The organism is Aquimarina sp. AU474 (assembly GCF_900312815.1).
Taxonomy (GTDB): Bacteria; Bacteroidota; Bacteroidia; order Flavobacteriales; family Flavobacteriaceae; genus Aquimarina.
The window spans coordinates 155,791-178,398 of record NZ_OMPE01000005.1 but is presented as its reverse complement, the minus strand read 5'-3'; the positions used below and the strand labels follow the sequence as shown (position 1 = coordinate 178,398).

At 33.0% G+C, this 22,608-nt stretch carries 21 protein-coding genes and 1 tRNA gene; 11 read left to right on the top strand and 11 right to left on the bottom strand.

Annotated features, from left to right (window positions below; translation table 11 throughout):
- Nucleotides 1–11 precede the first annotated feature (11 nt).
- The 4 genes from DK508_RS03575 to DK508_RS03560 form a co-directional block, all read right to left on the bottom strand.
- Complete coding sequence (locus tag DK508_RS03575) at nucleotides 12–2,219, bottom strand: DUF5916 domain-containing protein (protein WP_109299375.1); 2,208 nt, start codon at nucleotides 2,217–2,219, stop codon at nucleotides 12–14.
- A 25-nt stretch (nucleotides 2,220–2,244) separates the two neighbouring features.
- Nucleotides 2,245–2,622 carry a hypothetical protein gene (locus DK508_RS03570; RefSeq protein WP_160114549.1) on the bottom strand — a complete coding sequence of 126 codons (378 nt, stop codon included), beginning with the start codon at nucleotides 2,620–2,622 and terminating at the stop codon, nucleotides 2,245–2,247.
- Nucleotides 2,623–2,777: 155 nt separating this feature from the next.
- Complete coding sequence (locus DK508_RS03565; RefSeq protein WP_109299373.1) at nucleotides 2,778–3,251, bottom strand: hypothetical protein; 474 nt, start codon at nucleotides 3,249–3,251, stop codon at nucleotides 2,778–2,780.
- 229 nt (nucleotides 3,252–3,480) lie between these two features.
- Complete coding sequence (locus tag DK508_RS03560; protein ID WP_109299372.1) at nucleotides 3,481–3,801, bottom strand: hypothetical protein; 321 nt, start codon at nucleotides 3,799–3,801, stop codon at nucleotides 3,481–3,483.
- Nucleotides 3,802–4,224: 423 nt separating this feature from the next.
- On the opposite strand from DK508_RS03560, the gene DK508_RS03555 reads away from it, so the two are divergent.
- Nucleotides 4,225–5,493, top strand: a complete 1,269-nt coding sequence (locus DK508_RS03555) for a S8 family serine peptidase (protein ID WP_160114548.1) — start codon at nucleotides 4,225–4,227, stop codon at nucleotides 5,491–5,493.
- 70 nt (nucleotides 5,494–5,563) lie between these two features.
- Here the strand turns inward: DK508_RS03555 and DK508_RS03550 are convergent, their stop codons facing one another.
- A complete protein-coding gene (locus tag DK508_RS03550) occupies nucleotides 5,564–5,953 on the bottom strand; it encodes a Fur family transcriptional regulator (protein ID WP_109299370.1) in 390 nt (129 codons plus the stop codon).
- Between the two features lie 211 nt (nucleotides 5,954–6,164).
- On the opposite strand from DK508_RS03550, the gene DK508_RS03545 reads away from it, so the two are divergent.
- Nucleotides 6,165–6,674, top strand: a complete 510-nt coding sequence (locus DK508_RS03545) for a hypothetical protein (RefSeq protein ID WP_109299369.1) — start codon at nucleotides 6,165–6,167, stop codon at nucleotides 6,672–6,674.
- Nucleotides 6,675–6,950: 276 nt separating this feature from the next.
- Here DK508_RS03545 and DK508_RS03540 read toward each other — a convergent pair.
- A tRNA-Arg gene (locus DK508_RS03540) sits at nucleotides 6,951–7,024 on the bottom strand.
- A gap of 282 nt (nucleotides 7,025–7,306) precedes the next feature.
- Here DK508_RS03540 and DK508_RS03535 point away from each other — a divergent pair.
- A complete protein-coding gene (locus DK508_RS03535; RefSeq protein WP_109299368.1) occupies nucleotides 7,307–7,819 on the top strand; it encodes an adenine phosphoribosyltransferase in 513 nt (170 codons plus the stop codon).
- A 58-nt stretch (nucleotides 7,820–7,877) separates the two neighbouring features.
- Here the strand turns inward: DK508_RS03535 and DK508_RS03530 are convergent, their stop codons facing one another.
- The 4 genes from DK508_RS03530 to DK508_RS03515 all read right to left on the bottom strand — a co-directional run bounded on the left by DK508_RS03530 (nucleotide 7,878) and on the right by DK508_RS03515 (nucleotide 11,145).
- Entirely contained in the window at nucleotides 7,878–8,696 is an 819-nt protein-coding gene (locus DK508_RS03530; RefSeq protein WP_109299367.1) for a hypothetical protein, read from the bottom strand.
- A 116-nt stretch (nucleotides 8,697–8,812) separates the two neighbouring features.
- On the bottom strand, nucleotides 8,813–8,965 hold the full coding sequence (locus DK508_RS21410) for an SsrA-binding protein (protein ID WP_109299366.1): 153 nt from the start codon (nucleotides 8,963–8,965) through the stop codon (nucleotides 8,813–8,815).
- A gap of 182 nt (nucleotides 8,966–9,147) precedes the next feature.
- Entirely contained in the window at nucleotides 9,148–10,785 is a 1,638-nt protein-coding gene (locus DK508_RS03520; protein ID WP_109299365.1) for a M56 family metallopeptidase, read from the bottom strand.
- A gap of 3 nt (nucleotides 10,786–10,788) precedes the next feature.
- Nucleotides 10,789–11,145, bottom strand: coding sequence for a BlaI/MecI/CopY family transcriptional regulator (locus DK508_RS03515; RefSeq protein WP_109299364.1), 357 nt, complete (start codon nucleotides 11,143–11,145; stop codon nucleotides 10,789–10,791).
- Nucleotides 11,146–11,317: 172 nt separating this feature from the next.
- Here DK508_RS03515 and DK508_RS03510 point away from each other — a divergent pair, with 172 nt between their 5' ends.
- Nucleotides 11,318–12,271: a calcium/sodium antiporter gene (locus DK508_RS03510; RefSeq protein WP_109299363.1), complete on the top strand. Its 954-nt coding sequence runs from the start codon at nucleotides 11,318–11,320 to the stop codon at nucleotides 12,269–12,271.
- Between the two features lie 112 nt (nucleotides 12,272–12,383).
- On the opposite strand, the gene DK508_RS03505 is transcribed toward DK508_RS03510, so the two are convergent.
- Nucleotides 12,384–13,409 carry a glutamine synthetase beta-grasp domain-containing protein gene (locus DK508_RS03505; RefSeq protein ID WP_109299362.1) on the bottom strand — a complete coding sequence of 342 codons (1,026 nt, stop codon included), beginning with the start codon at nucleotides 13,407–13,409 and terminating at the stop codon, nucleotides 12,384–12,386.
- A 219-nt stretch (nucleotides 13,410–13,628) separates the two neighbouring features.
- Between DK508_RS03505 and DK508_RS03500 the strand changes: the two genes are divergently transcribed.
- From DK508_RS03500 to DK508_RS03470, 7 genes are all read left to right on the top strand, one after another.
- Nucleotides 13,629–15,815, top strand: coding sequence for a glutamine synthetase III (locus DK508_RS03500; RefSeq protein WP_109299361.1), 2,187 nt, complete (start codon nucleotides 13,629–13,631; stop codon nucleotides 15,813–15,815).
- 331 nt (nucleotides 15,816–16,146) lie between these two features.
- A complete protein-coding gene (locus DK508_RS03495) occupies nucleotides 16,147–17,661 on the top strand; it encodes a hypothetical protein (RefSeq protein ID WP_109299360.1) in 1,515 nt (504 codons plus the stop codon).
- A 98-nt stretch (nucleotides 17,662–17,759) separates the two neighbouring features.
- Nucleotides 17,760–18,284, top strand: coding sequence for a hypothetical protein (locus DK508_RS03490; protein WP_109299359.1), 525 nt, complete (start codon nucleotides 17,760–17,762; stop codon nucleotides 18,282–18,284).
- A gap of 23 nt (nucleotides 18,285–18,307) precedes the next feature.
- Nucleotides 18,308–19,036: a CsgE family curli-type amyloid fiber assembly protein gene (locus DK508_RS03485; protein WP_109299358.1), complete on the top strand. Its 729-nt coding sequence runs from the start codon at nucleotides 18,308–18,310 to the stop codon at nucleotides 19,034–19,036.
- 45 nt (nucleotides 19,037–19,081) lie between these two features.
- The gene (locus tag DK508_RS03480; RefSeq protein WP_109299357.1) at nucleotides 19,082–19,483 is read left to right on the top strand and encodes a curli production assembly/transport component CsgF; all 402 of its coding nucleotides are present in this window, start codon (nucleotides 19,082–19,084) and stop codon (nucleotides 19,481–19,483) included.
- A gap of 6 nt (nucleotides 19,484–19,489) precedes the next feature.
- Nucleotides 19,490–20,965 (top strand): CsgG/HfaB family protein, encoded by a 1,476-nt coding sequence (locus DK508_RS03475; RefSeq protein ID WP_109299356.1) that lies wholly within the window; start codon nucleotides 19,490–19,492, stop codon nucleotides 20,963–20,965.
- A 102-nt stretch (nucleotides 20,966–21,067) separates the two neighbouring features.
- Nucleotides 21,068–22,558, top strand: coding sequence for a carboxypeptidase regulatory-like domain-containing protein (locus DK508_RS03470; RefSeq protein ID WP_235016268.1), 1,491 nt, complete (start codon nucleotides 21,068–21,070; stop codon nucleotides 22,556–22,558).
- Nucleotides 22,559–22,608 lie beyond the last annotated feature (50 nt).

Below are 22,608 nucleotides of genomic sequence, written 5' to 3'. Positions count from 1 at the left end.
ATTAAACATTTTTAAAATTGTTTTAAAAAAGTAATTTTACTAATGAATTGTGTACTTTGTTCTACAGGGTCAAACACATCAGTTTGAGTGTCGTTAAACACTAAGTAGATAAATGATAATGGCATGTATTCCCAACTAAACCGTACATTCCAACGTCCCTGCTCATTAAAACTATTATATTGATAAAAAGTTGATAACTGTATTTTGGGATTAAGAGCTAATCTGAGATTTGCCGTGTAAAGATTAGTTTCTAAATCTTCTCGTAAGAGACCAACACCATTAATGTCATTATATTCATAATTTAAAGAAAGTGTTGTTTGAGGAATAGGAGAAAAACGAGCCGCAGCGTTAATCGTAGATCTAGTTCCGTTATAAAAATCTCCAAAATTCACACCAATATCTCCTGACCATTTTTTGGATAAATCGGTATTGTACTGTATTAAGAATCGGGTATAGAAATATTTATCCTGTTCGATTTCTAACCCTAAAGGAGAAAAATCAAAATTGATATTTTGCCAAGTTGGGGTACTGGAAACTTCTAAAAAACTATTGTCCTTAAACCAGGTAAATACAGGGAAAATATATAGACTGGCCTGTTGAAATTTACTAGGATCTGTGGCATCATGATTGTAATTCACAAACATTCCTGGATCCCATCTTCTAATCCAATCAATTTTTTTAGGCCTCCAAATATAATACCCTCCGGGATTATGTCTAATCACATTTTTTTGCCTAACAAATCCCATTTTTGGACTGTAGTTGGCATCAGTATATTCTGTAACCCATCCATAATAATATTTGTTAGTATCATTCCCTATAAAAACTCGACCAGCAAAACCAGTTTCTCCAGTTAATTCATCTAATGATGTTGATAAAAGATATTGTATGTCCCATTGACTGGTAGGACGAATTTGTCCATCTAGAGTTATAGTCGTATTATTCGTACTATCTAATCCTAATTCGTCATAGCTGTCATCTAACCTATGAGTAAGCATAATCCCAATATTATTTTCTCTCCCATAGTTTTTTAAATATCTGAATACTCCAAAATTAGCACTGGCAGAATTTTCTGTTTCTCGTTGACGAACTAAAAGGGCTGCCAATGCATTTTTTTCTGTTCGTTGCGTGAATCGAATACCTGCATCAATAGGAGCAGGTATAGCATTAAACTCACCCTGAAGTCCAACTTGTCTACTAAAAAAGGGACGTATAGACCGCTGTGATCCGCCAGCCCATATACCAGAATTTTCTAAAAAAAATTGTCTTCGCTCTGGAAAAAAAATATTAAACCGTTCTAGATTGTTTACTGCACGGTCTACATCTGCTTGGGCAAAATCTGTATTTACGGTTAGATCTAAAATTGTTTTTGGATTTAAAGCCCATTTGGCGTCAAAACCAATTTTTGGTTCATTTGATTTATCAGTTAATACATCCCCTTCTTTGGTTTCATCATATTGATATAAGGCGTATGGTTCAATTCTAATATTGGTAGATGGTGGAGGTGCTTCAATCCCAATTAACTTGGCGGCATAGGTCATTCTGTATGGGGTGAAAGATTGAGGAATGGCCGGAAAAGTAGAAACTTCTATATCCCTTCTTGCGTAGCGCACCAAGGTAAACCCGAGTTCGATAAAATTACCCTCTTCAGGAAGATTGTAACGTAGAGATTTAAAAGGAATAGCCATTTCTACCGAATATCCATTTTCGGTTCTCTGGGTTCTTACTCGCCATAATGTATTCCAACCATTGTCAAAATTATTTCCATTGAAATTTTGAAAATCTCGCTGGTTACCATAGGGGGTAGTTTGAAAACCTTGAGCATATTGTTTCAGGTTTTGTGGGTCAAGAGCAATTCCAAAAATATCATTTTCACCCCAATTAAAGTCACGACGAAGGTCCTGTATGCGAATGCCCTTTATTCCTACAGAATCATTACAAAAAGCACCTATATAAAGGTTTTTGTCATCATAAAGAAATCGAACCTGCGTTTTATATCTGACATTGCCTCCTTGTCTAGGTTCTCTCCTAAAAAAATCATCTACAATGGGCGCATGAACCCAATCGGATTCATTTAATTTTCCGTCTAATTTAATCTCCCCTTTAACTTTCGATACTTTAACCTCTAGGGGTTTATCAGCCGGAGGGAAATTTTGTTTTTCCTCTTGAGACCATCCATTAAGATAGTTTATCAAGCAAAATAAAACTGTTATTCGTAACATATATCATACATTTTAAAACTCTAAATTAGTTCGGTGATAAATCTCCGTACAGTAACACTTTTTGTTCTATTTTTTCTGGAGTATAAAAAATTTCGCTCTTTGGATAATAAACAAAACTTTTTGGGGTGATATTATTTTGTTTAAGAGTCTTGCCAAGAATAGAAGTTCTTAGAATATGATTACGTTGCCTTTGTAAATGTCGAGATGCCAGCAACATTATTCTTAAAATCGGATGACTTTGCTTCAAGAAGTCGTTTGGTAATGTTTTATCCAATTTCAACAAAGTTTCATTAACCTGATAAAAAGGTTCGCTATTTGGGTCAAGTGCTTCCTTATAGAAAAGATTAGTGTATTTTGTAACAAAAATGACCTGTGTGATTTTTTGATTTTTGATTAATGTCATAAGATTTTGTTGAGTAGTAATATCCCAATTGAAACTGGCCCCAAGGGCCGTATAAAAAAATGCTTTTGTATAACAAGTTTGACTCAAAACACTTTCTATATGGTCCGTTGGGCAGATCAGAAACAAACAGTTGCCAGGTTTTAGTTTGTTAAAACTCATACACTTTCTCCTACATTAAACGGCAAAGACGAATGATGTACATCTATTTTTAATTTTCCATTAGGTTTTTTATGATATCCAAAAGTGTATTCTACTTTTGTCTCTACATTATTTGTATCCGTAAAAAAATAATTTCCCATGGCTAGTGCGCGATTTTCTTCCAAAATAATAGCTGCATTCTCAAATCTAACATGGATCCATGGTTGAAGAGCAAATCCTTGATCCTCATCATATTTAGAATTACTACCAATAAAATAGGAAATAGCCCCTTCTTTATTAATTCTAAATTGCTGTACGCCGGCTTTGGTTGGTTTGAACAATACCTCTTTAGTGTCAAAATCATATTGCTCATCTACAAAATTTTGAGTAAATGTTTTACATTGTTCCTTATCAGATTGCAAAGTTCCTATACGAACTACACCTTGACCCCATGCTTTTTGAGCATTTTCTACTTCTTGTTTGGTAATCATAATAATTGTTTGATTTAATAGGTTATAAAATGATGTACTTAATAGCTATCTGAAAATATCAGAAAGCTGTTTTTTTTAATAATTAATAGTGAATGTCTTAGAAATGTTTAAAGAAAACTTTCTAAACTACAGAGAGAGAAGTCATACTATTTTAAAATCCAAAATAACCCTATGATTAAACCATACCAATGATGATTAATCAAAACAGTAAATTGAAAAATATAAATAATTAAAGTACAACTCTAGATGAGAAATGTGGAGGTGGTTTGTTATAAACACTTTCGGGAAGTGTAATACTGTATTGTGATGTTTCGTAGCAAAAATTGGTTTTGTATTCAGGAAAACCTAGGATAGTTTTTTGAACTACTTCAATAGATGCGTTACCTATGTAAGGTGTAAGTTTATTGGATACTGTAATGATTTCACATAACTCACAATCGACTTGATCATTGTCATCTGAAAAGTGGGAAAGAACATGAACATCAACAATTCTAAGAAATAGAAAAGTTGAGATAAAAAAGATAGAGATAATATTTTTATAAAAATTCATCCGCACCCGATAAAGATAGGAATTAATTGGATTCTTAAACCTTAAGATATTTATAAGATTTCTTTTTTTGTAAAAATTTAGGTAAAACTATCTATTTGTTTAACGTAGATTAAAGCGTAGTTGGGCGGTACAAGTAATTATTAAATATGTTTTTGGTTAAATTATAGTTAATTTACGTTAAAATGAGTTAAAAAAGGAATTAAAGTAGAAGAGAATTTTACTAGGAATAAATCAAAAATTTTAATGCCTTAAATAAGCTTTAAAACGCCATGATCACTAAAGCAACAATGTTGCAACAAGTGTATTTTTATTTCAGTTTTTTAACATAAACTACTGTAAATTAATGGTTTGAAGTGTGGTTTTTCCATAATGAATTTTTTATTTGAATTTATACTTTTGGGGACTAACACAAATTTAACTCAAATGAAAAATTTTAGCAAACTTGCCCTGGGTACTCTACTTATGGGTCTAGTAATCACTTCTTGTCAGGATGAAAACGTTTCTGATGGAGTTGTAGAATCAGTTGTCAAACCAACCAGTACAGAGGGAAAAATTATTCCTGGGCAATATATTGTTGTTTTCAAAAATTCAAAAATTCAACCTGCCACAAAAATTCTTGAGAAATCATCATTTTCTAGTAGAAGCGCAAAAGCTAAATCAGTAAGAGAAATTTCTGAAGTTTCTATTAAAAAGATGAATTCTATTTTATTAGAAAATAATTTAGATCAATCTAAAGTCTTAGATTATTATACTACTAAGATTTCTGGAATGGCTATTAAATTAGGAGATGATGAGTTTCAAAAACTATCAAAAGATCCTAATGTAGTGGCCATCGAATACGATAGAGTTGTAGAGCTACCAAAATTTAAAATAGAAGAAGTTATTTCTGGTGATGCATCACAAAAAATGGCGCAACAAACTCCATGTGGTATCTCTAGAGCAGGAGGTGCTGCTAATGGTACAGGTAAAGACGAGTGGATTTGGGTAATTGATAGCGGGATCGACTTGGATCACCCAGACCTTAATGTAGTTACTGATTCTAGATATGCAAAATCTTTTGTAGGCGGATCTCCTAATGATTGTAATGGGCACGGAACCCATGTTGCAGGAACTGCCGCGGCTGTTAATAATAACATTGGTGTTGTAGGAGTTTCTTCAGGTGCCAATGTAGTGCCAGTACGAGTTTTCGGATGTAGTGGAGGAAGTAGTACATCTACGATACTTTCTGGGATAAATCATGTAGGTCAATTTGATCTTCCAGGTGATGTAGCTAATTTAAGTTTAGGAGGTTTTTTTGGTTCTAATTGTTCTAATAATTCATCGTACCGTAATGCGCTTTTAGCATTAGGAAACGCGGGGACTTTAGTAGCTATTGCTGCGGGTAATAGTAGTGCTAACGCGGCCAATTATCAGCCAGCCTGTGTAAACGGTAGTAACATTTATACTGTTGCTTCTATGACATGTAATCGTGGGTTTTCATCATTTTCCAATTTTAATATGAATCCAATTGATGTTATTGCCACGGGAAGTAGTGTAAGAAGTACATATTTGAACGGAGGTTACGCAACGTTAAGTGGTACTTCAATGGCATCTCCGCATGTAGCAGGAATTATGCACGCAAGAGGAAATGGACCAAGAACTTCAGGTTCTGTAAATAATAGAGGAGAAAACTATCCAATAGCTGTAAGATAAAAGGTATTTGTCATCTTACTTACGTCGAGGATGTGTAGTTACGAAACCACTAGCTGGAGAGCTGGTGGTTTCACTTTTCTTTACATTTATTGCATATACCAATAACTAAAAACTGAGTTTCCTGTATGGTAAACCCTTTTAAGTTTGGTACATGTAAAGTATTTGGTTGACATGTTACTTCTTTACAATTTTTACACTCAAAATGTATATGGTTATGAATTTGATGAGATGTACCACAATTATTACAAAGTGCATAATATGCTTTTCCATTTTTACCAGTAATGAAATGAACTTCACCTTTTTCTGAAAATCGATCTAAAATCCTGTAAATGGTTGTTTTATTAACTTTTATAGGCATAGCAGCTATAATATCTTCGGCAGACATGGTATGTTCGGTTTTAGATAAAATATCTCTTACAAGATTTTGCTTTTCGGTATTTCTTGTCTTCTTAATTTCCATAATACAGCACTCGAATTCATTTACTTTTATCTAAATTAATATTTTTTTATCCATTCACCATATTTTAATTAAATTGAAAGCATAGTTTTTTTTAAAGATTTGAACCGTTCCTTTTATCATGACAGATATTTTTAAGTCATTTAAGGAAATATTTTATAAAAAAAATAGTTTTATATACATCTAAATTTTAAAACCAGTTAACTAAAAAATCATGAAAACACGTAGTCTATTAACAGTAATTGCAGCAATTTTTTTCTTTGTTTCATGTAAACAAAATCCAGCAGAAACTCCCGAACACAAAACAATGGTAGAGAAGCATGCAGAAATGGAAGAGTCTCATAGCAAAATGGAAGCAGAACATGGCGCTATGAAAGATGATCATCAACAAATGGTAGATAGTCATAAAGCCGTAGAAAATGATTCTCTGCACGTATTAACGGAGCAAAATCATAAAAACATATTAACGAAGCACGGAGAACTTATTACAGCTCATAAAACATTATTAGAAAAACATGCCGAACTAGAAACAAAACATGCTTCAGGAGAGATTACATTAGAACAGATGACATCAGAACATGAATCTATGAAAAGTGAGCATGACAATATGGAGAAGGAGCATCAACAAATATCGACCGAGCATAAGCGTATTACAGAAGAAGATCAAAAAATGATGAAAGAAGATAAAGAAAAAGCTTCAGAAGAAGAATCTGATCAAAAGTAAATCATCATACTAGATTTAGTTATTAGCATGAAAAGGCCGAGTTGAAAATTGAAAGTTCAACTCGGCCTTTTCGTAATACTTATTTTAAGGGTTCGATAATTTCTACTCTATACCATAAAATAAAATCCTATTAGAAAAATTACCCAGGAACTACGTGTTTTTTATATTGTAGTAATAATGCAAAATTCAAGTAATTAAGCGTTTGAAAAGAAACATCAATTCAAATAAATAAAAAAACCTGTAACTACTTAAGTTACAGGTTTTCTAGAATTTTTGTGACCTCGGCAGGATTCAAACCTGCAACCTCTTGAGCCGTAATCAAGTGCACTATTCAGTTATGCTACGAGGCCGTTTTGCGGGTGCAAATATAAACGTTTTTTATAATGTTGGCAAAATTTATATAGACTTTTTAATAACTAAAAAAAGACACTCTGCGCACTCTCAAAAAATAAACATAAAGATATAGTTATGTTGTTATGTGTAATGTGTTAGTAATAAGTGTCTAAACCGAGATGGTTGTCTTTGGGTAAGCTTAGTTTTATCTTTATTTTTTTGGTAATATGTACTAAGCAAAGGCAATAACCCCAAGTGCTCTTTTGGGTTTGTTTTTTTATTTTCATTACTTTCGGCCGATGAATTTACAAGATTTTATTAGAGATATTCCTGATTTTCCTAAAGCGGGAGTTTTGTTTAAAGATATAACACCATTACTATCTAATCATGAAGCTTTGATTAAATGTGCGGATACATTGGCAGGGTATTGTCCTAGTGATATAAAAATTGATAAAGTAATAGGTATTGAGGCAAGAGGTTTTATTTTGGGCGGAATGATTGCAGAGCGTTTGGGAGCTGGCTTTATACCCGTGAGAAAAAAAGGGAAGCTTCCTTACGAAGTGGTTTCAAAAAGTTATGGTCTGGAGTATGGTCAAGATACTTTAGAGATACATATTGATGCTATTAAACCGGGAGAGCATATTTTAATACATGATGACGTATTGGCAACGGGAGGTACGGCTCAAGCTGTATATCAATTGATCGAAGAGGTAGGTGGAATAGTAGTGCAATGTAATTTTATTATGGAATTAGATTTCCTTAATGGGAGAGATAAACTCAATGCCCCGGTAGTTTCAGTGCTAAATTATTAAAACAAAAAAGGCCTTCAATAGAAGACCTTTTTAACACAATAAATATAAAGAATACTACCTACTTTTTGGTAGTTGCGATTATAGCTCCGTCCTTGGCCTTTTCCCCATACACACTTATAGCGGTTTCCGGTTTAAGAAAATCTACTTCTGCTAACTCATCTGATTTTGCCAAGGTGTCTAATGTATTGAAATCGGCTTCTTTTCCATCAATAATAATTAATTTTTCAATATCTGGATTGTCTATGAAATTATATCGTTGACGCATATTATTTCTAAAAGAAGGAACTTGTTGCCCATTAAAAAAGAAATTTCCTTTTTCATCTTCTTTAAAAGTGAAAGATCTTAAGATTTGATCTTTAAATCTCTTGATGTCCATATTTCCTTTAAAAAATAAAGAATCTTTATCCTTGTCAAAATTAAAATTAAAAGCAAAGCCGTGCTTTTTTGTAATACTATCCATATTCATAAATTGATGAGGTAGATTTGATTGACCGCTCCATGCGGTAATATCAAACATGCCAGAATTTGTTATGTATAGATTATCATTTTTGTATCCAAGTTCTATTTCTGAAATTGGAGTATTTGATGAAGATGAATATTGACTTTTTGTATCTCCTTTTTTGAGTATAATACTTAAACTTACAATTTCGTTTTGATCATTATATGCTATTTTTTTGATGACAAGTTCAATGTTGTTTTCAGAAAAAAAAGTTTTTAAATCATCAAGTTCTTGTTCCGTAGTATTTTTATTAATGATAGCAGTGATCTCGTCTGACTGATTGTTATCTAAAACAAAATGTCTATCGGGATGATTGGTAAATGAAGTTAGGGAAAGCATACCTAGTATACCGACTCCCAAAAAGATCCATTTTTTCATGCTAAATATTTTTGGTTATTCATTATATGGGATATTAGATGTTCACCTTAATTACGAAAATTTGTAACCGGTGTTGCAAAATGAAAGTTTTTAAGAAATAAAATATACAAGAAGTCTTAGGATAGAGCTCTTTTGGTAACATACAATCTCCAACCAAATATGAGAAGTTGTAATTTTGAAGCTTTGCTAAGATCTAATCGTCTTTTAGTAAAACTCGGCAGGATGAGTTTGTTTAATTTGGCTAGTATAGAAAACAGTGTTTTTTTCATGTTTCAAAAATACACAAAACCCACCATAATCAGGCGGGTTTAGATTTAAAAAAAATATGATAAATTTATTTTTTTGTCCTGTAAAATCCATACTTCGGACTCGGAGCAATCAATTATAGTGGTCAAATGTTTTCTTAAATATATGAACCAGGAAATCTTCCATTCGTTGTTTTGAGTATTGATTAATCTTTTTTGGTAATCACTACAATCACTCCATTTTTTGCTTCTTTTCCATATTTTTCTACAGCATTCTTACCTTTTATTACATTAACGCTTTCGATCTTATCTGAGTCCAATTTTTCCATTTCTTTTTTGGTGGATTTTTCACCATCAATAATAATTAGTGGATCTCCTTCATGATCTCCAGTTACAAAAGCAAAAGTTTTGTGATCCTCAGTATGTACCTCAAAAGTATTGTCATCATCATCTCCATGAAATTCTTCTATAATCACTTCTCCATCTTTAACAATTTTTGTTTTAGTACCATTAGTGAATATGAATTTGTGTTTTCCGTCATGATCTTCATCTTCGTCTTCGTCATAATTCGTATGAATTTTGATAGATTTGCTATTGCTATTGCTATTGCTATTGCTATTGCCTTTGCCATTGCTAGTTACCGAAACAAAACTGTGTGTGTCAATCGATTGAGTGCTAATTTTAGTTTTGTTAGTTTTTGTGTCGTATGAGATAATAAAGGGTTTGATAGGGGTGTTATTCGAGATTTTATAATTGGTATTACTGTTTTTTGAAACCAAAACTACTTTTATACTAGTAATCTCATTATTCGAATTTCGTTTTATACTTGAAAACTTTACTTTAACATCGTATTCATTTTGTAACGTTGTCTTTATTTTTTCTAGTTCAGCCTTAGAAGAATTTTTGTTGACCATAAATTTTGTAGTCTTTTCTTCTCCTTTATCAGACGCGTAATTAGTTTCATATACAATAGGGTCATTAGGCTGAAATTTGATTATTTCTTTGGTGTTAAAACCCCATAAAAATAAACTTAACATAGGGAGAACAACAATTGTTTTCCAGGCATTTTTCTTTTTAGAATTTGTTTTGTTTAACATAACGATTCGTTTTTTGATTAATGATTGATAAAAATTATTTACAATGGTAGAGTAGTTGTTTGCAGATACTCTTACCAATGTAAGTTGATATTCTTTTTTAGAATCTACTTCGTTTATAGCGCCTCGATCGGCAATAAATTCTAAGTTTTGTTCCAAACTCCTTTTGTATAACCAAACAAGAGGGTTAAACCACTGCGTGATCATAAGTAGATTAACCATTAATAAATCAATTGTGTGGTATTGTTGGGCATGGATTTTTTCATGAGAAATAATCATTTCCATTTCTTGAGTACTGTGCAGATCTCGATTATACACGATGGTGTTAAAGAACGAAAAAGGGGATATATTTTCTTTTACTTCTACCAGAGTAAATCTTCCTTCTTTGATGGTTGGGTTATGAATTAATAACTTTTTTAAAGAAAACAATTGAATTCCAAAACGTATTAAAAATACCATAACTCCAAGACCATAAACTAACGCTCCTACTTGCCACCAATTAATAATTTCGGTAACTATAGCGATTTGGTTTATGTCTGTAGCTTGTATTGTATAAAAGTTAGGACTTTCAATAAGCTTTATGGTTGTAAATTCTATGAAAGGTAAAGCAAAAGAGGTAAGGATACCTGTGAGTAAGAAATGCCTGTTTGTAGTAAAAAAAGTGTCTTTTCTGAGCATGAAGTGATAAACTATATAAAATATAGAGAGTACAGCACTTGCCTTACATATATATAATAAAAGAGCATCCATAGCTTATTTTTTTTGTTCAATTACTTGTAAAATTTCTCTTAGCTCTTCTGCTGTGATTTTTTCTTCTTTTGCAAAAAAGGAAACCATATTTTTATATGAGTCGTTAAAATATTCTTTCATTGCCTTGCTCACAAAACGACTTCTATAGGCCTCCTTGGTAATCACAGGATAATATTGATGTGTTTTGCCAAATGCATCATGCTTTATATACCCTTTTTCTTCTAGGTTACGAATTATTGTGGATACCGTATTGTAATGCACTGTATTGCCTAACTCGGCTTGCACTTCTTTGGCAAAAGCTTTTTCTAGCTTCCATAATGCTTGCATGATTTCTTCTTCCTTATTTGTAAGTTTTTCCATGAGAAAAATATTAAGTGTTGTCAAATCTATAACTATATTTTTAGTTTTACAACTATTTTTTTAGTTATGTAACTATTTTTTTAGTTTTTAACGAGAGGATTGTATAAAAATATTTCGTTTGCTGTGAGCTAACAGATACATATTATATATATTCGCAATCAAATAATAGGCAATGATATTAAGTATATTTTATGTGTTAATTGGGTTCGTACTTCTTGTGGTAGGTGGAGAATTTTTGGTACGATCATCTGTAGCGTTATCCTTTAGGTTAAAGCTCTCTAAAATGGTAATTGGATTAACTGTAGTTTCATTCGCTACATCCGCTCCAGAATTATTAGTGAGTGTTCAGGCTGCCTTAGGCGGGCTATCTGATATTTCTTTGGGAAATGTGGTAGGTTCTAATATTGCTAATATTGGTTTGGTACTTGGGATTACTGCTATTATAGGCCCACTGGCAATTGATAGAGATTTTTATAAGTTTAACTGGCCGGTAATGCTGTTGTTGTCATTTGCTCTTTATTTCGTGTTGGATAATGATGGAGTCTTAAGTCGATTAGAAGGGCTTATATTCTTTTTGTCACTACTTCTGTATCTTTTCTTATTGATTAGAAGGTCAAGAAAATTATCTGGTGCTGTGTCGGATGAAGTAGACGATGCACTTGAGAAGACATCCAACTTTAAAATTTTTATTTGGCTACTTATCGGGGGGTGCGCATTATATTTCGGATCTGAGCTGCTGGTTAACGGGGCAGAGCATATTGCCTTAAAAATGGGGGTGAGTGAGGGTGTTATTGCAGTAACACTTATTGCTGTAGGAACAAGTGTTCCGGAGTTGGCAGCATCGGTTATAGCGGCATTAAAACAGGAAAAAGCAATCTCGTTAGGAAATCTTATAGGATCTAATATCTTTAATATTGCATCAGTATTAGGTATTACTGCAATGATACAACCAATAGCTGTAAAAGATGAAGCTTTGATGGGAGTTAATATTTATTGGATGTTGGGTTTTGCAATGATTTTACTTCCTTTGGCGTTTATCCCTAAAAAAATGATTTTAGGCCGTCCTAAAGGGCTTTTAATTTTTGTAGGATACTGTGTTTTTATCGCATTAGTATTTTTAAAATAGAAAGTACATAGTAGAATAAGATTAAAAACGAATAATAATAAAAAAACCTCTAAGAATTTTCTTAGAGGTTTTTTGCGTTTAACTAACAATCTAGGTTAGTTCATGTATTATATTATGCTAATAATGCTTCTACGTTAGCAGTCTTAACTGTAGTAACAATTCTTGCAGCAATTTTATATGGATCTCCATTAGAAGCTGGACGACGATCTTCTAACCATCCTTTCCATCCGTTTTCTACAGTGATAATAGGAATTCTTATTGATGCTCCTCTATCAGACACACCAAATGAGAATTCATGAATAGATTGTGTTTCGTGCTCTCCAGTTAATCTTTGATCATTAAACTCACCATATACTGCGATATGCTCTTTGGTAACAGGTCTAAAAGCTTCACAAATTGTTTCATATATTTCTTTAGAACCGCAAGTTCTTAATACTTCATTAGAGAAGTTAGCATGCATACCAGAACCATTCCAATCACCTTTGATTGGCTTAGGGTGGTATTCAATATAGTATCCATATTTTTCGGTAAGACGATCTAATAAGTAACGAGCTACCCAAATTTCATCTCCTGCTTTTTTGGCTCCTTTAGAGAATAATTGAAATTCCCACTGTCCACTTGCAACTTCTTGATTGATACCTTCAAAATTAAGTCCAGCATCTATACATAAATCTGCATGTTCTTCAACAAAATCTCTTCCATGAGTATTTCTACCCCCTACAGAACAGTAGTACATTCCTTGAGGTCCAGGATAACCACCAACAGGAAATCCTAAAGGTAATTGCGTATTTCTGTCCATGATAAAGTATTCTTGCTCAAAACCAAACCAGAAATCATTATCATTATCATCAATCGTTGCTCTGGCATTAGACTCATGAGGTGTACCATCTGCATTTAAAACTTCTGTCATTACAAGAAATCCGTTTCTTCTTGTAGGGTCAGGGTAAATAGCAACTGGCTTTAATAAACAATCAGAAGAACCACCTTCTGCTTGTCTTGTCGAACTACCGTCAAAAGACCATACAGGACAATCCTCAAGCTTTCCACTAAAGTTTTCCTCAACTTTTGTTTTACTTCTTAGATTAGCAGTTGGTTTATAACCATCTAACCAAATGTATTCTAATTTAGCTTTACTCATAATTAATACTTTATAAATTAAACTCTTAAGGGTGCAAAACTACTTTTTCTTTTTGTATAACCAAAAAAAATAGGGGTGTTATCGTTTAATTTATCGTCATTTTTATCAACACCCTACTTTTTTAGGGGGTATTTTTAATTATATTCATTTTTAAAAGAATATAATTTTCATATTTACAATCTAAACTTGTTTTATATTTGTAATAAAACTTACTCAATTATGTCTACACTCCGATTTCAAGCTTTAAAAGAGACGTTAAATCGTGATTCTGTTATAGTTAAAGAAACAGAACGCAGATCTGTGCTATTTGGCGAAAATGTGTTTAATCAAACAACAATGATGCAATCGTTAACCACTGATGCTTATAATAGTGTAATGAATGCTATAGAACATGGTTCTAAAATTGATCGTAGGATTGCTGATCAAATTGCTTCTGCTATGAAAGATTGGGCCTTAGCAAAAGGAGTAACTCATTATACACATTGGTTTCAACCGCTTACAGGAGCTACTGCCGAAAAACACGATGCTTTTTTTGAAACCATTGGTAATGGGCAAGCTATAGAGAAATTTGGAGGAGGTCAGTTAGTACAACAAGAACCAGATGCGTCCTCTTTCCCTAATGGAGGAATCCGGAATACTTTTGAAGCAAGGGGATATACGGCTTGGGACCCTACGTCTCCTGCATTTATCTACGGTACGACTTTGTGTATACCTACTGTATTTGTAGCATATACCGGTGAAGCATTAGATTATAAAACACCTTTGTTAAGAGCATTGCAAGCGGTCGATAATGCAGCTACCGCTGTATCTAAGTTTTTTGATAAAAACGTAAAAAAAGTAAATGCTTCTCTAGGTTGGGAACAAGAGTATTTTTTGATCGATAGTGCCTTGGCATATTCTAGGCCTGATATCGTAATGACTGGTAGAACTCTTTTAGGGCATTCATCGGCAAAAGGACAACAATTAGACGATCATTATTTTGGTAGTATTCCAACAAGGGCGCTCAACTTTATGATGGATTTAGAAGTCGAATGTATGTTGTTAGGTATTCCGGTCAAGACACGTCATAATGAAGTTGCACCTAATCAATTTGAATTAGCTCCGATTTATGAAGAAACTAATTTGGCTGTTGACCATAATTCTTTGTTAATGGATATTATGGGTAAAATAGGAGCAAGGCATAATCTTAGGGTATTACTTCATGAAAAACCTTTTGCTGGAGTAAATGGATCTGGTAAACACAATAATTGGTCGTTGGGTACTAATACTGGAGTCAATTTGTTAAGTCCAGGAAAAACACCAATGAGTAATCTTCAGTTTTTAACATTTTTTGTAAATACTATTAAAGCAATTAATGATAATGAAGAGTTGATGAGAGCAGGAATTGCTTCGGCTAGTAATGATCATAGGCTAGGCGCAAATGAAGCACCTCCTGCGATAATGTCGGTGTTTATTGGAGAACAGTTAACTGCAGTGCTTAAAGAGTTAGAGGGTGTTACAGATGGGAAATTGTCTCCTCAAGAAAAGACTGATCTTAAATTAAATGTTGTGGGTAAAATCCCTGAAATCCTATTAGATAATACAGATAGAAATAGAACATCTCCTTTTGCTTTTACGGGTAATAAATTTGAATTCAGAGCTGTGGGATCTAAAGCTAATTGTGCTAATCCTATGACTATCCTCAATACAATTGTTGCAAAACAGTTGGTTGATTTTAAAAAAGAAGTAGATGCATTAATCGATAAAAAAGGACTCAAAAAAGATGAAGCGATCTTTAATATATTGAGAGAATATATAAAGAAATCTAAAAATATTCTTTTTGAAGGTAATGGGTATAGCCAGGATTGGGAGAAAGAGGCAAAAAAGAGAGGATTGAGTAATAATAAAACAACGCCCGAGGCTCTTAAAGCCAAAGTGTCTGAAAAAAATATTACCCTTTTTGAAAATATGGGGGTAATGAATAAGATTGAAGCCGAGGCCCGTTATGAAATTGAAGTCGAAGAATATGTAATGAGAATTCAAATTGAAGGTAGAGTTTTAGGAGATATTGCTAGAAATCATGTTATTCCCACTGCAATTCGATATCAGAATATGCTAATTAGTAATGTTTCGGGTTTAAAAGAACTTTACGAAAAAGATTTCAAAAAATATGCTCAGGAACAAATGGAGATTATTGAGGAAATTTCTCAGCATATTGGAAAAATAAATACTAAGGTTAATAAGATGACCGAAGAAAGAAGAAAAGCAAATAAATTAGAAGACTTAGAGAAGAAAGCTTCGGATTATTGCAAAAAAGTAAAACCTATATTTGACGAAATACGTTATAGTTGTGATAAATTAGAGTTGTTAGTCGATGATGAGTTATGGCCATTGACTAAGTATCGTGAGCTTCTGTTTACTAGATAGGTAAGAAATAACTTACAGACCTAATATTAGTGCCATTTTTAACATAATAATAATAACTGTTAAACTATTAATAAAACCGTAGGAAAAGTTAATTTCTACGGTTTTTACGTAATGTATTTTGTCGAATTCTTAAGAAACCTTTAAAATCGCCTTAATATTTTTATAAATTTGTCAACGTCAAAATAGATGTATTTTGATGAAAAACCCCCTAGAGTCCCCAAACATACTTTTATACTTACTGCCTAAAAGGATTAGGATATTCTAATCATATATTGGTTTGTGCTAAAAGATAAATAAGTAACTCACATTAATCATTTTAATTATATTACGTATGAAAACAGTAATTCTTAGTCTAGCAACTTTATTAAGTGCTACAGTGATGGTTGCGCAGTCAAACTCAAGCGACGTTAACCAAACAGGGGACGAAAATTTAGCTACTATTACTCAAGTAGGAGCAACCAATTCTTCAATAACAGTACAAGAAGGAATGGGAAACAATGCGACGGCACTTCAAGGAAGTGAAGATTTTAGTTCTACAAGCGGAACAGTTCAGCAAACGCAAATAGGAAACAAAAATACCGCTTTTGCTCAACACGAAGAACTTTTAAACTCAGTTACTCAAGATCAAATCGGTGACGGAAACTCTGCAAGTGCTACACAAAATTTGGCATTTACAGGTGGAGGTAACCAAGCAACACAATTACAAGAAGGAAATGGTAATACAGCTGTTATTTCTCAAGAAGGGATTTTAAACACAGCATTCCAAACTCAGATTGGAGATGGTAACTCTGCTACTGCTTCTCAAGAAGGAACTTTTAATGTTAGTGATAGTAACCAAGATGGTGTATTTAATACCGCTACTATTACGCAAGTAGGAGACAATAACTCTTCTAGACAAAATCAACTAGGTGAAGCTAACTTAGCAGCCGGAGAGCAATTTGGACCAGATAACGTTTTGATCCAAGATCAAGATGGTGGTGGTAACACGGCTACTTCTATTCAAGGAAGCAGTATTTTTGAATCTAGAGGTGGTGAAGTACAACAAATTCAAATTGGTGATGAGAATAATGCATTCGCTAACCAGGAAGAAGATAACAACACAGCACTTCAAGGACAAGCTGGAGATGCAAATGATGCAAGTATTACTCAAAACTTAGGTTCTTTTGGTGGAGATAACTTTGCAATCCAAATCCAAATTGGTAACGGTAATATTGCTGCAGCTTCACAAAACGGAAGTACTAACTCTTCTGATCAATCTCAAAGTGGAGACGAAAATGTTGCTAATGTAACGCAATCAGGTACAGATAATGTAGCTGTTCAAAGCCAAACAGGAGTAGGAAACAATGCAGAAGCTGTACAAGGAGGTCTTTTCTTTACTTCTAGAGGTGGTTCTATAAACCAAAATCAGACTGGTGATAGTAATGATGCATTTGCAAGACAAGAAGAAGATAATAACGTAGCTGCACAAACTCAAAATGGTGTTGGTAACAGTGCTTCTTCTACTCAAAACATTCTAACTTTTGGAGGAGAAAATGTTGCAGATCAGTTTCAATTTGGAAACGGTAACATTTCTGAATCTTCACAAGAAGGATCTGGAGCTATATCTGGAGAAAGTAACTTAGTAATTCACTTCCAATTTGGAGATGAGAACATCGCTAACTCTGATCAAAATGGAGCTACGAATACAAGTGATATCTTCCAATTCGGAAATGGAAACTTAGCTGAAGATTTACAAACTGGTGTAGATAACAATACTTTTGTTACTCAGTTAGGAGATCTTAACACAAGTACTATTATTCAAGCAGGAACAAATAACTCTGCTGTAGTGACTCAAAATGGATTTTAATCAAACAAATCTGATTAAAATTTAATATCTTTAGAAAGAGTTATGCTTGTGTAAAAATAAGCATAACTCTTTTCTCCATTTTTTAATTCTGATAAACAATGAACACGAATACTATATATATTAAGATTTTCGCATTGTTGATGTTTTCTTCTACGGTATCATTCGCTCAAGACAATGATAAGGAAGATGAGATTTTGATTACAGATCAAGATAAATTCATAACCCTGTCACAGTTAAATGCTGTAACATCTCAAGATACAAGAAGTTTGCCTTCTGTTGCAGAGAGAGGGAATTCTGTTTTTATACAACAAATAGGTACAAATAATGTTGTAATTTCTAATGTTGTTTCTCAATCTTCTGATATTAAGATATTTCAAGATGGAACAGAAAATAATGTTGAAATAAATGAAACTGCAAGAGAAATTGATAAATTGATTACGCAAACAGGAAACAATAATAGCGTTGTTGATTTTTCATTTAACCCTAACATATCTACCAATTTAGAACTAATTCAAGAAGGAAACAACCTTATTTTTGAACGTTTTGGAACCAATGAATTGTCAAAAAACCTAAAATTTAAGATGACTGGTGATGCCAGAACTATTGTTATTAGAAGTTTTTAACCTTCTCAATTAGATTATATTTTATGAAACCAAAAATTATCTTTTTTTTTATTTTGGTTTTCCAGATGGTCAGTGGTCAACAACACACAAATACGGATGTTGTTGCTAAAATAAAATTAGAAAAAATAGATGGTACGATCTCATTAACCGGTACAGCTGCTAATACTACAGAAGTATATAAAAGTTTAAAATATACTTTTACTGTTTTTAGAACAAATGCTCAAAACAACCTTTCGAAAAACAATCAAGAAGGTAGATTTACTTTAGAAGCCAACGAGACTAAAGAGTTATCGGTAACATCTATAAATATTGAAGAGACAGATAAAATCATAGTGCTTTTATTGATTTATGAAGAGGGTACTATCGTAGGCAAAGATCGTATAGCATTTAATGAAGAAATCAAGAAAAAGCCAGAAAAAGTTGAGGAAGAATCGTCTGATGATGGAATAGAACTTAAAGGGATCGTCATAGAAGAAACCAAAACGAAACCTGGAAGGGATTTTTACGAGTTTTTCTATAGTTCTTACACACTTAATCAAATAAATGGAAATAAAATAGTAGGCATATATGAAACATTAAGTTTTGGCCGTACTACAATACTACAGGTAAAAGTAGAGGACAACATTATTCATCAATTTATTGGGAAACCGGATTTGGAATATTTAGAACAAATGTCGAAACTTGCAATTCGAAAGGTGTACAAATATTTTAAAGATCTTAAGAAACAGAAAAATGATATTTTTCAGTATTAACTAAGGTACTGTGCTATTCGATGGCTGAAATAATTATAAGAACACATGAAATCATTTGCAATAACAATATTTTTTGCTTTTTTCGCCTATAACTTTTCTTTTGGACAAGATTTAGTCTATAGACCTAAAAACCCTGCTTTTGGAGGGGATACGTTTAACTATCAATGGTTGTTAAGCTCTGCAGAAGCTCAAAATAAATTTACAGATGAAGATGCATCTGGAGATGATCGATCTGATTTAGAAAGGTTTACTGAAAATTTAAATAATCAATTGTTAAACCAAATATCCAGAACGTTGTTTAATCAACAATTTGGAGATGGTCTTACAGAAGGTACTTTTAGTTTTGGTACATTATTTATAGAAATCTTTCCCTCAGGAGAAGGCCTAGTGATCAATATCCTTGATACAAGTACAGGAGATCAGTCTCAAGTAATAATTCCTAATTAATTTTTAATGTACTATAGATTTTATAGAATAATCGCAGTTATTTCTTGCGTGCTTTTGTTATCCGGATGTGGGGCATATTTTAATCAACCTTTTACTATTGAAAATGCTAGAATCGGTGAGGATACAGATGCTACTAAAACACTTAGAGATTTCCCTGCACCGGTAGAACCGGTTGTTGTAGGAGTATACAAATTTAGAGATCAAACGGGTCAATATAAACCAACAGAAAGCGGAAGTACTTTTAGTACTGCAGTTACCCAAGGTGCGACTACAATATTAATAAAGGCCTTAGAAGATTCTAAATGGTTCGTCCCGATAGAAAGAGAAAATCTAAGTAATTTATTAAATGAACGTAACATTATTCGTTCTACACGTAAAGAATACAGGAAAACAAAAAACCCTAATGAACCTCAATTACCACCTTTACTATATGCTGGTATAATTCTAGAGGGAGGTATTGTTTCTTATGATTCTAATATAATTACAGGAGGGTTAGGAGCAAGATATTTTGGTGTGGGAGCATCAACGCAGTATCGCCAGGATCGAATAACTATCTATTTAAGGGCAGTTTCTACTTCGAGCGGTAAAATCTTGAAAACAGTCTACGTATCAAAAACAATTTTGTCGCAGGCTCTGGATGCCAATTTCTTTAGATATGTTAGATTTAGAAGATTGCTTGAAGCCGAAACAGGATTTACGAAAAATGAGCCTGCTCAATTAGCAGTTTCTGAAGCAATTGAAAAAGCTGTAGAATCCCTTATTGTAGAAGGAATAGAAGATAAATTGTGGGCAGTAAAAGCATCACCCGATGTGGTAAACAATTTGATACTTGATTATCGTGCAGAAAAAGAAGAAGCCCAAAATACAGCTCTATACGACAGGTATTTTAAAGAAAGAAGAGGAAAGAAATCCATATATCTACAGGGAGGAACAGCATTAATTGGAGGGGATTATAATAACTCAGAATTATCATATTTTGCTAAGGCAGGTGGTCGATGGTATTTTAATCCGTACTTAAGCGCTAATGTTGGTATAAGTAAATTTGAACTCAATAATGAAGCTGCTTTTTCTGAAGGGTTTAATGCAATAGATCTTAATGCCGAATTAACCTTGTTGCCTTTTGAAAAACTCTCGCCTTTTTTCTTTGGAGGTTTCGGAAACGTGAATAGTGATTCTTTTGATAGAACATTTTTTAAACTTCAATACGGTGGAGGGTTAGAGTATTTAGTTTCAGAAAAAATAGGTGTTTCTTTAAATGCCACTCATAATGTTGTTTTTGGAGATGAACTCGATAATATTGTTCAAGGAAAACGTGATGATCAATATTTTAATTTTTCTTTTGGACTGAATTGGTATTTTGATAATCCAATAAAAATGAAAAAAGATGCTAGACAAGAGAAAAAAAGAAAAGATAAAGAACTTAGTAAATTAAGAAAGCGTAATAGAAAAGTTCGAAAAGATGGTCTTACTCCAGAAGAGTAAAATTAATTAGATTATCTAAAATAATAGATGTAATCGAATGTATCTCATTCAGTATTGTTACAAAACAAGTATATGAAGTATGAGAACTAAAATTAAAATAAAGTGAAAAGATTTATCATTAGATCAATAGTAATTTTGTTAGTTTTTACTACAGTTTCATGTAGCGAAGACACAATTGATATAGCGGGTTTAGGTGCTGTAAAAGGAAGAGTAGTTAGAGTAGGAACAAACGAACCTCTTGAAAATGTAAAAATATCAACCAATCCGGGTACAAGTACAGTATTTACAAATGCCGAAGGGTTTTATGTGGTAGAGAATGTTCCTGCGGGTGATTATTCGCTCTCTGCACAACGAGAAGGTTTGTTAGCGGTTTTTGAAGGTATTACTGTAATCCCAGATGTAGAGTTGGAAGTGGTTTTTGAAATGGATATAGAAACAGCTGGTAATCGTCCTCCAAATGCAGCAACTCTTGTAACACCAGTAGATAATGCAGTTGAGGTTCCTTTAGATATAGAATTGGTATGGAGTATTAGTGATCCTGATGATGATGATCTTACTTTTACGGTAAGCTTACGAAATGAAGAAAATTCTAATGTCGAATTGTTTGAAGGTATTACCGACACTACATTTACACTTTCTGGACTTTCTTTTAACACCAAATATTTTTGGCAAGTAATTGCGTCAGATAGTATAAATGATCCTGTTAATAGTGCCACATTTGCTTTTGAAACGGCGGCCCCGCCAAACAATAGGATTGTGTATACTAGATTAGTTGAAGGAAATAGTGTTATTTATTCGGCAGATGAAAGTGGTGGAACCGAAATCGCACTTACAGCTTTATCCAAAAATAGCTTTAGACCTAGAAGAAATGCGGCTACCGGAAAAATAGCATTTTTACAATCAGTTGGTTCTCAGATTCATTTATTTACCATGAATGAGGATGGTTCTCAAATTAAACAAGTCACATCTCAAGTAGGTGTAGCTGGGTTTAATCTTGAAGAAATTGACTTTTCTTGGGATGCTAATGGCGCTAAGTTATTATTCCCTAATCAAGATAGATTATATTCAATAAATGCAACAGGTAGTGGTTTAAGCCAAATTTATCAAACGACTAACGGCAACCTTATTACCGAAATTGATAAAAACGAAAACACAGGGATAATCGCTTTGAAAACAAATGATTTGAACGGATATGCGGTAGAGATTTTTACAATTAATACAGCTGGTGTGGTACAAGAAACTGTTTTAACTGGTGTTAGTGGAGCAGCAGGGGGTATAAACCTATCCATAGATGGTACACGATTATTATATACAAGGGATGTGTCGGGTACAGAAAACACAAATTATAGAAGATTAGATTCTCATGTGTTTATTCATAATTTTGGTGGTGGTGCAACCATTGATGTATCTACCGATAAGCCATCTGGGACTAATGATTTGGATCCAAGATTTTCTCCAAATGAGGCCGGAGTAATATATGTAAATACATCTAATGATGGTATTTCTGTAATGAATATTCAAACAGTATTGATTACTGACCTTAATTCAAGAACTACCTTAATTGAAAATTCTGCTATGCCGGATTGGGAATAAGGTTAAAAGAAATAAAACATCTTCAAGTTCCAAATTCCAATGTATAACAA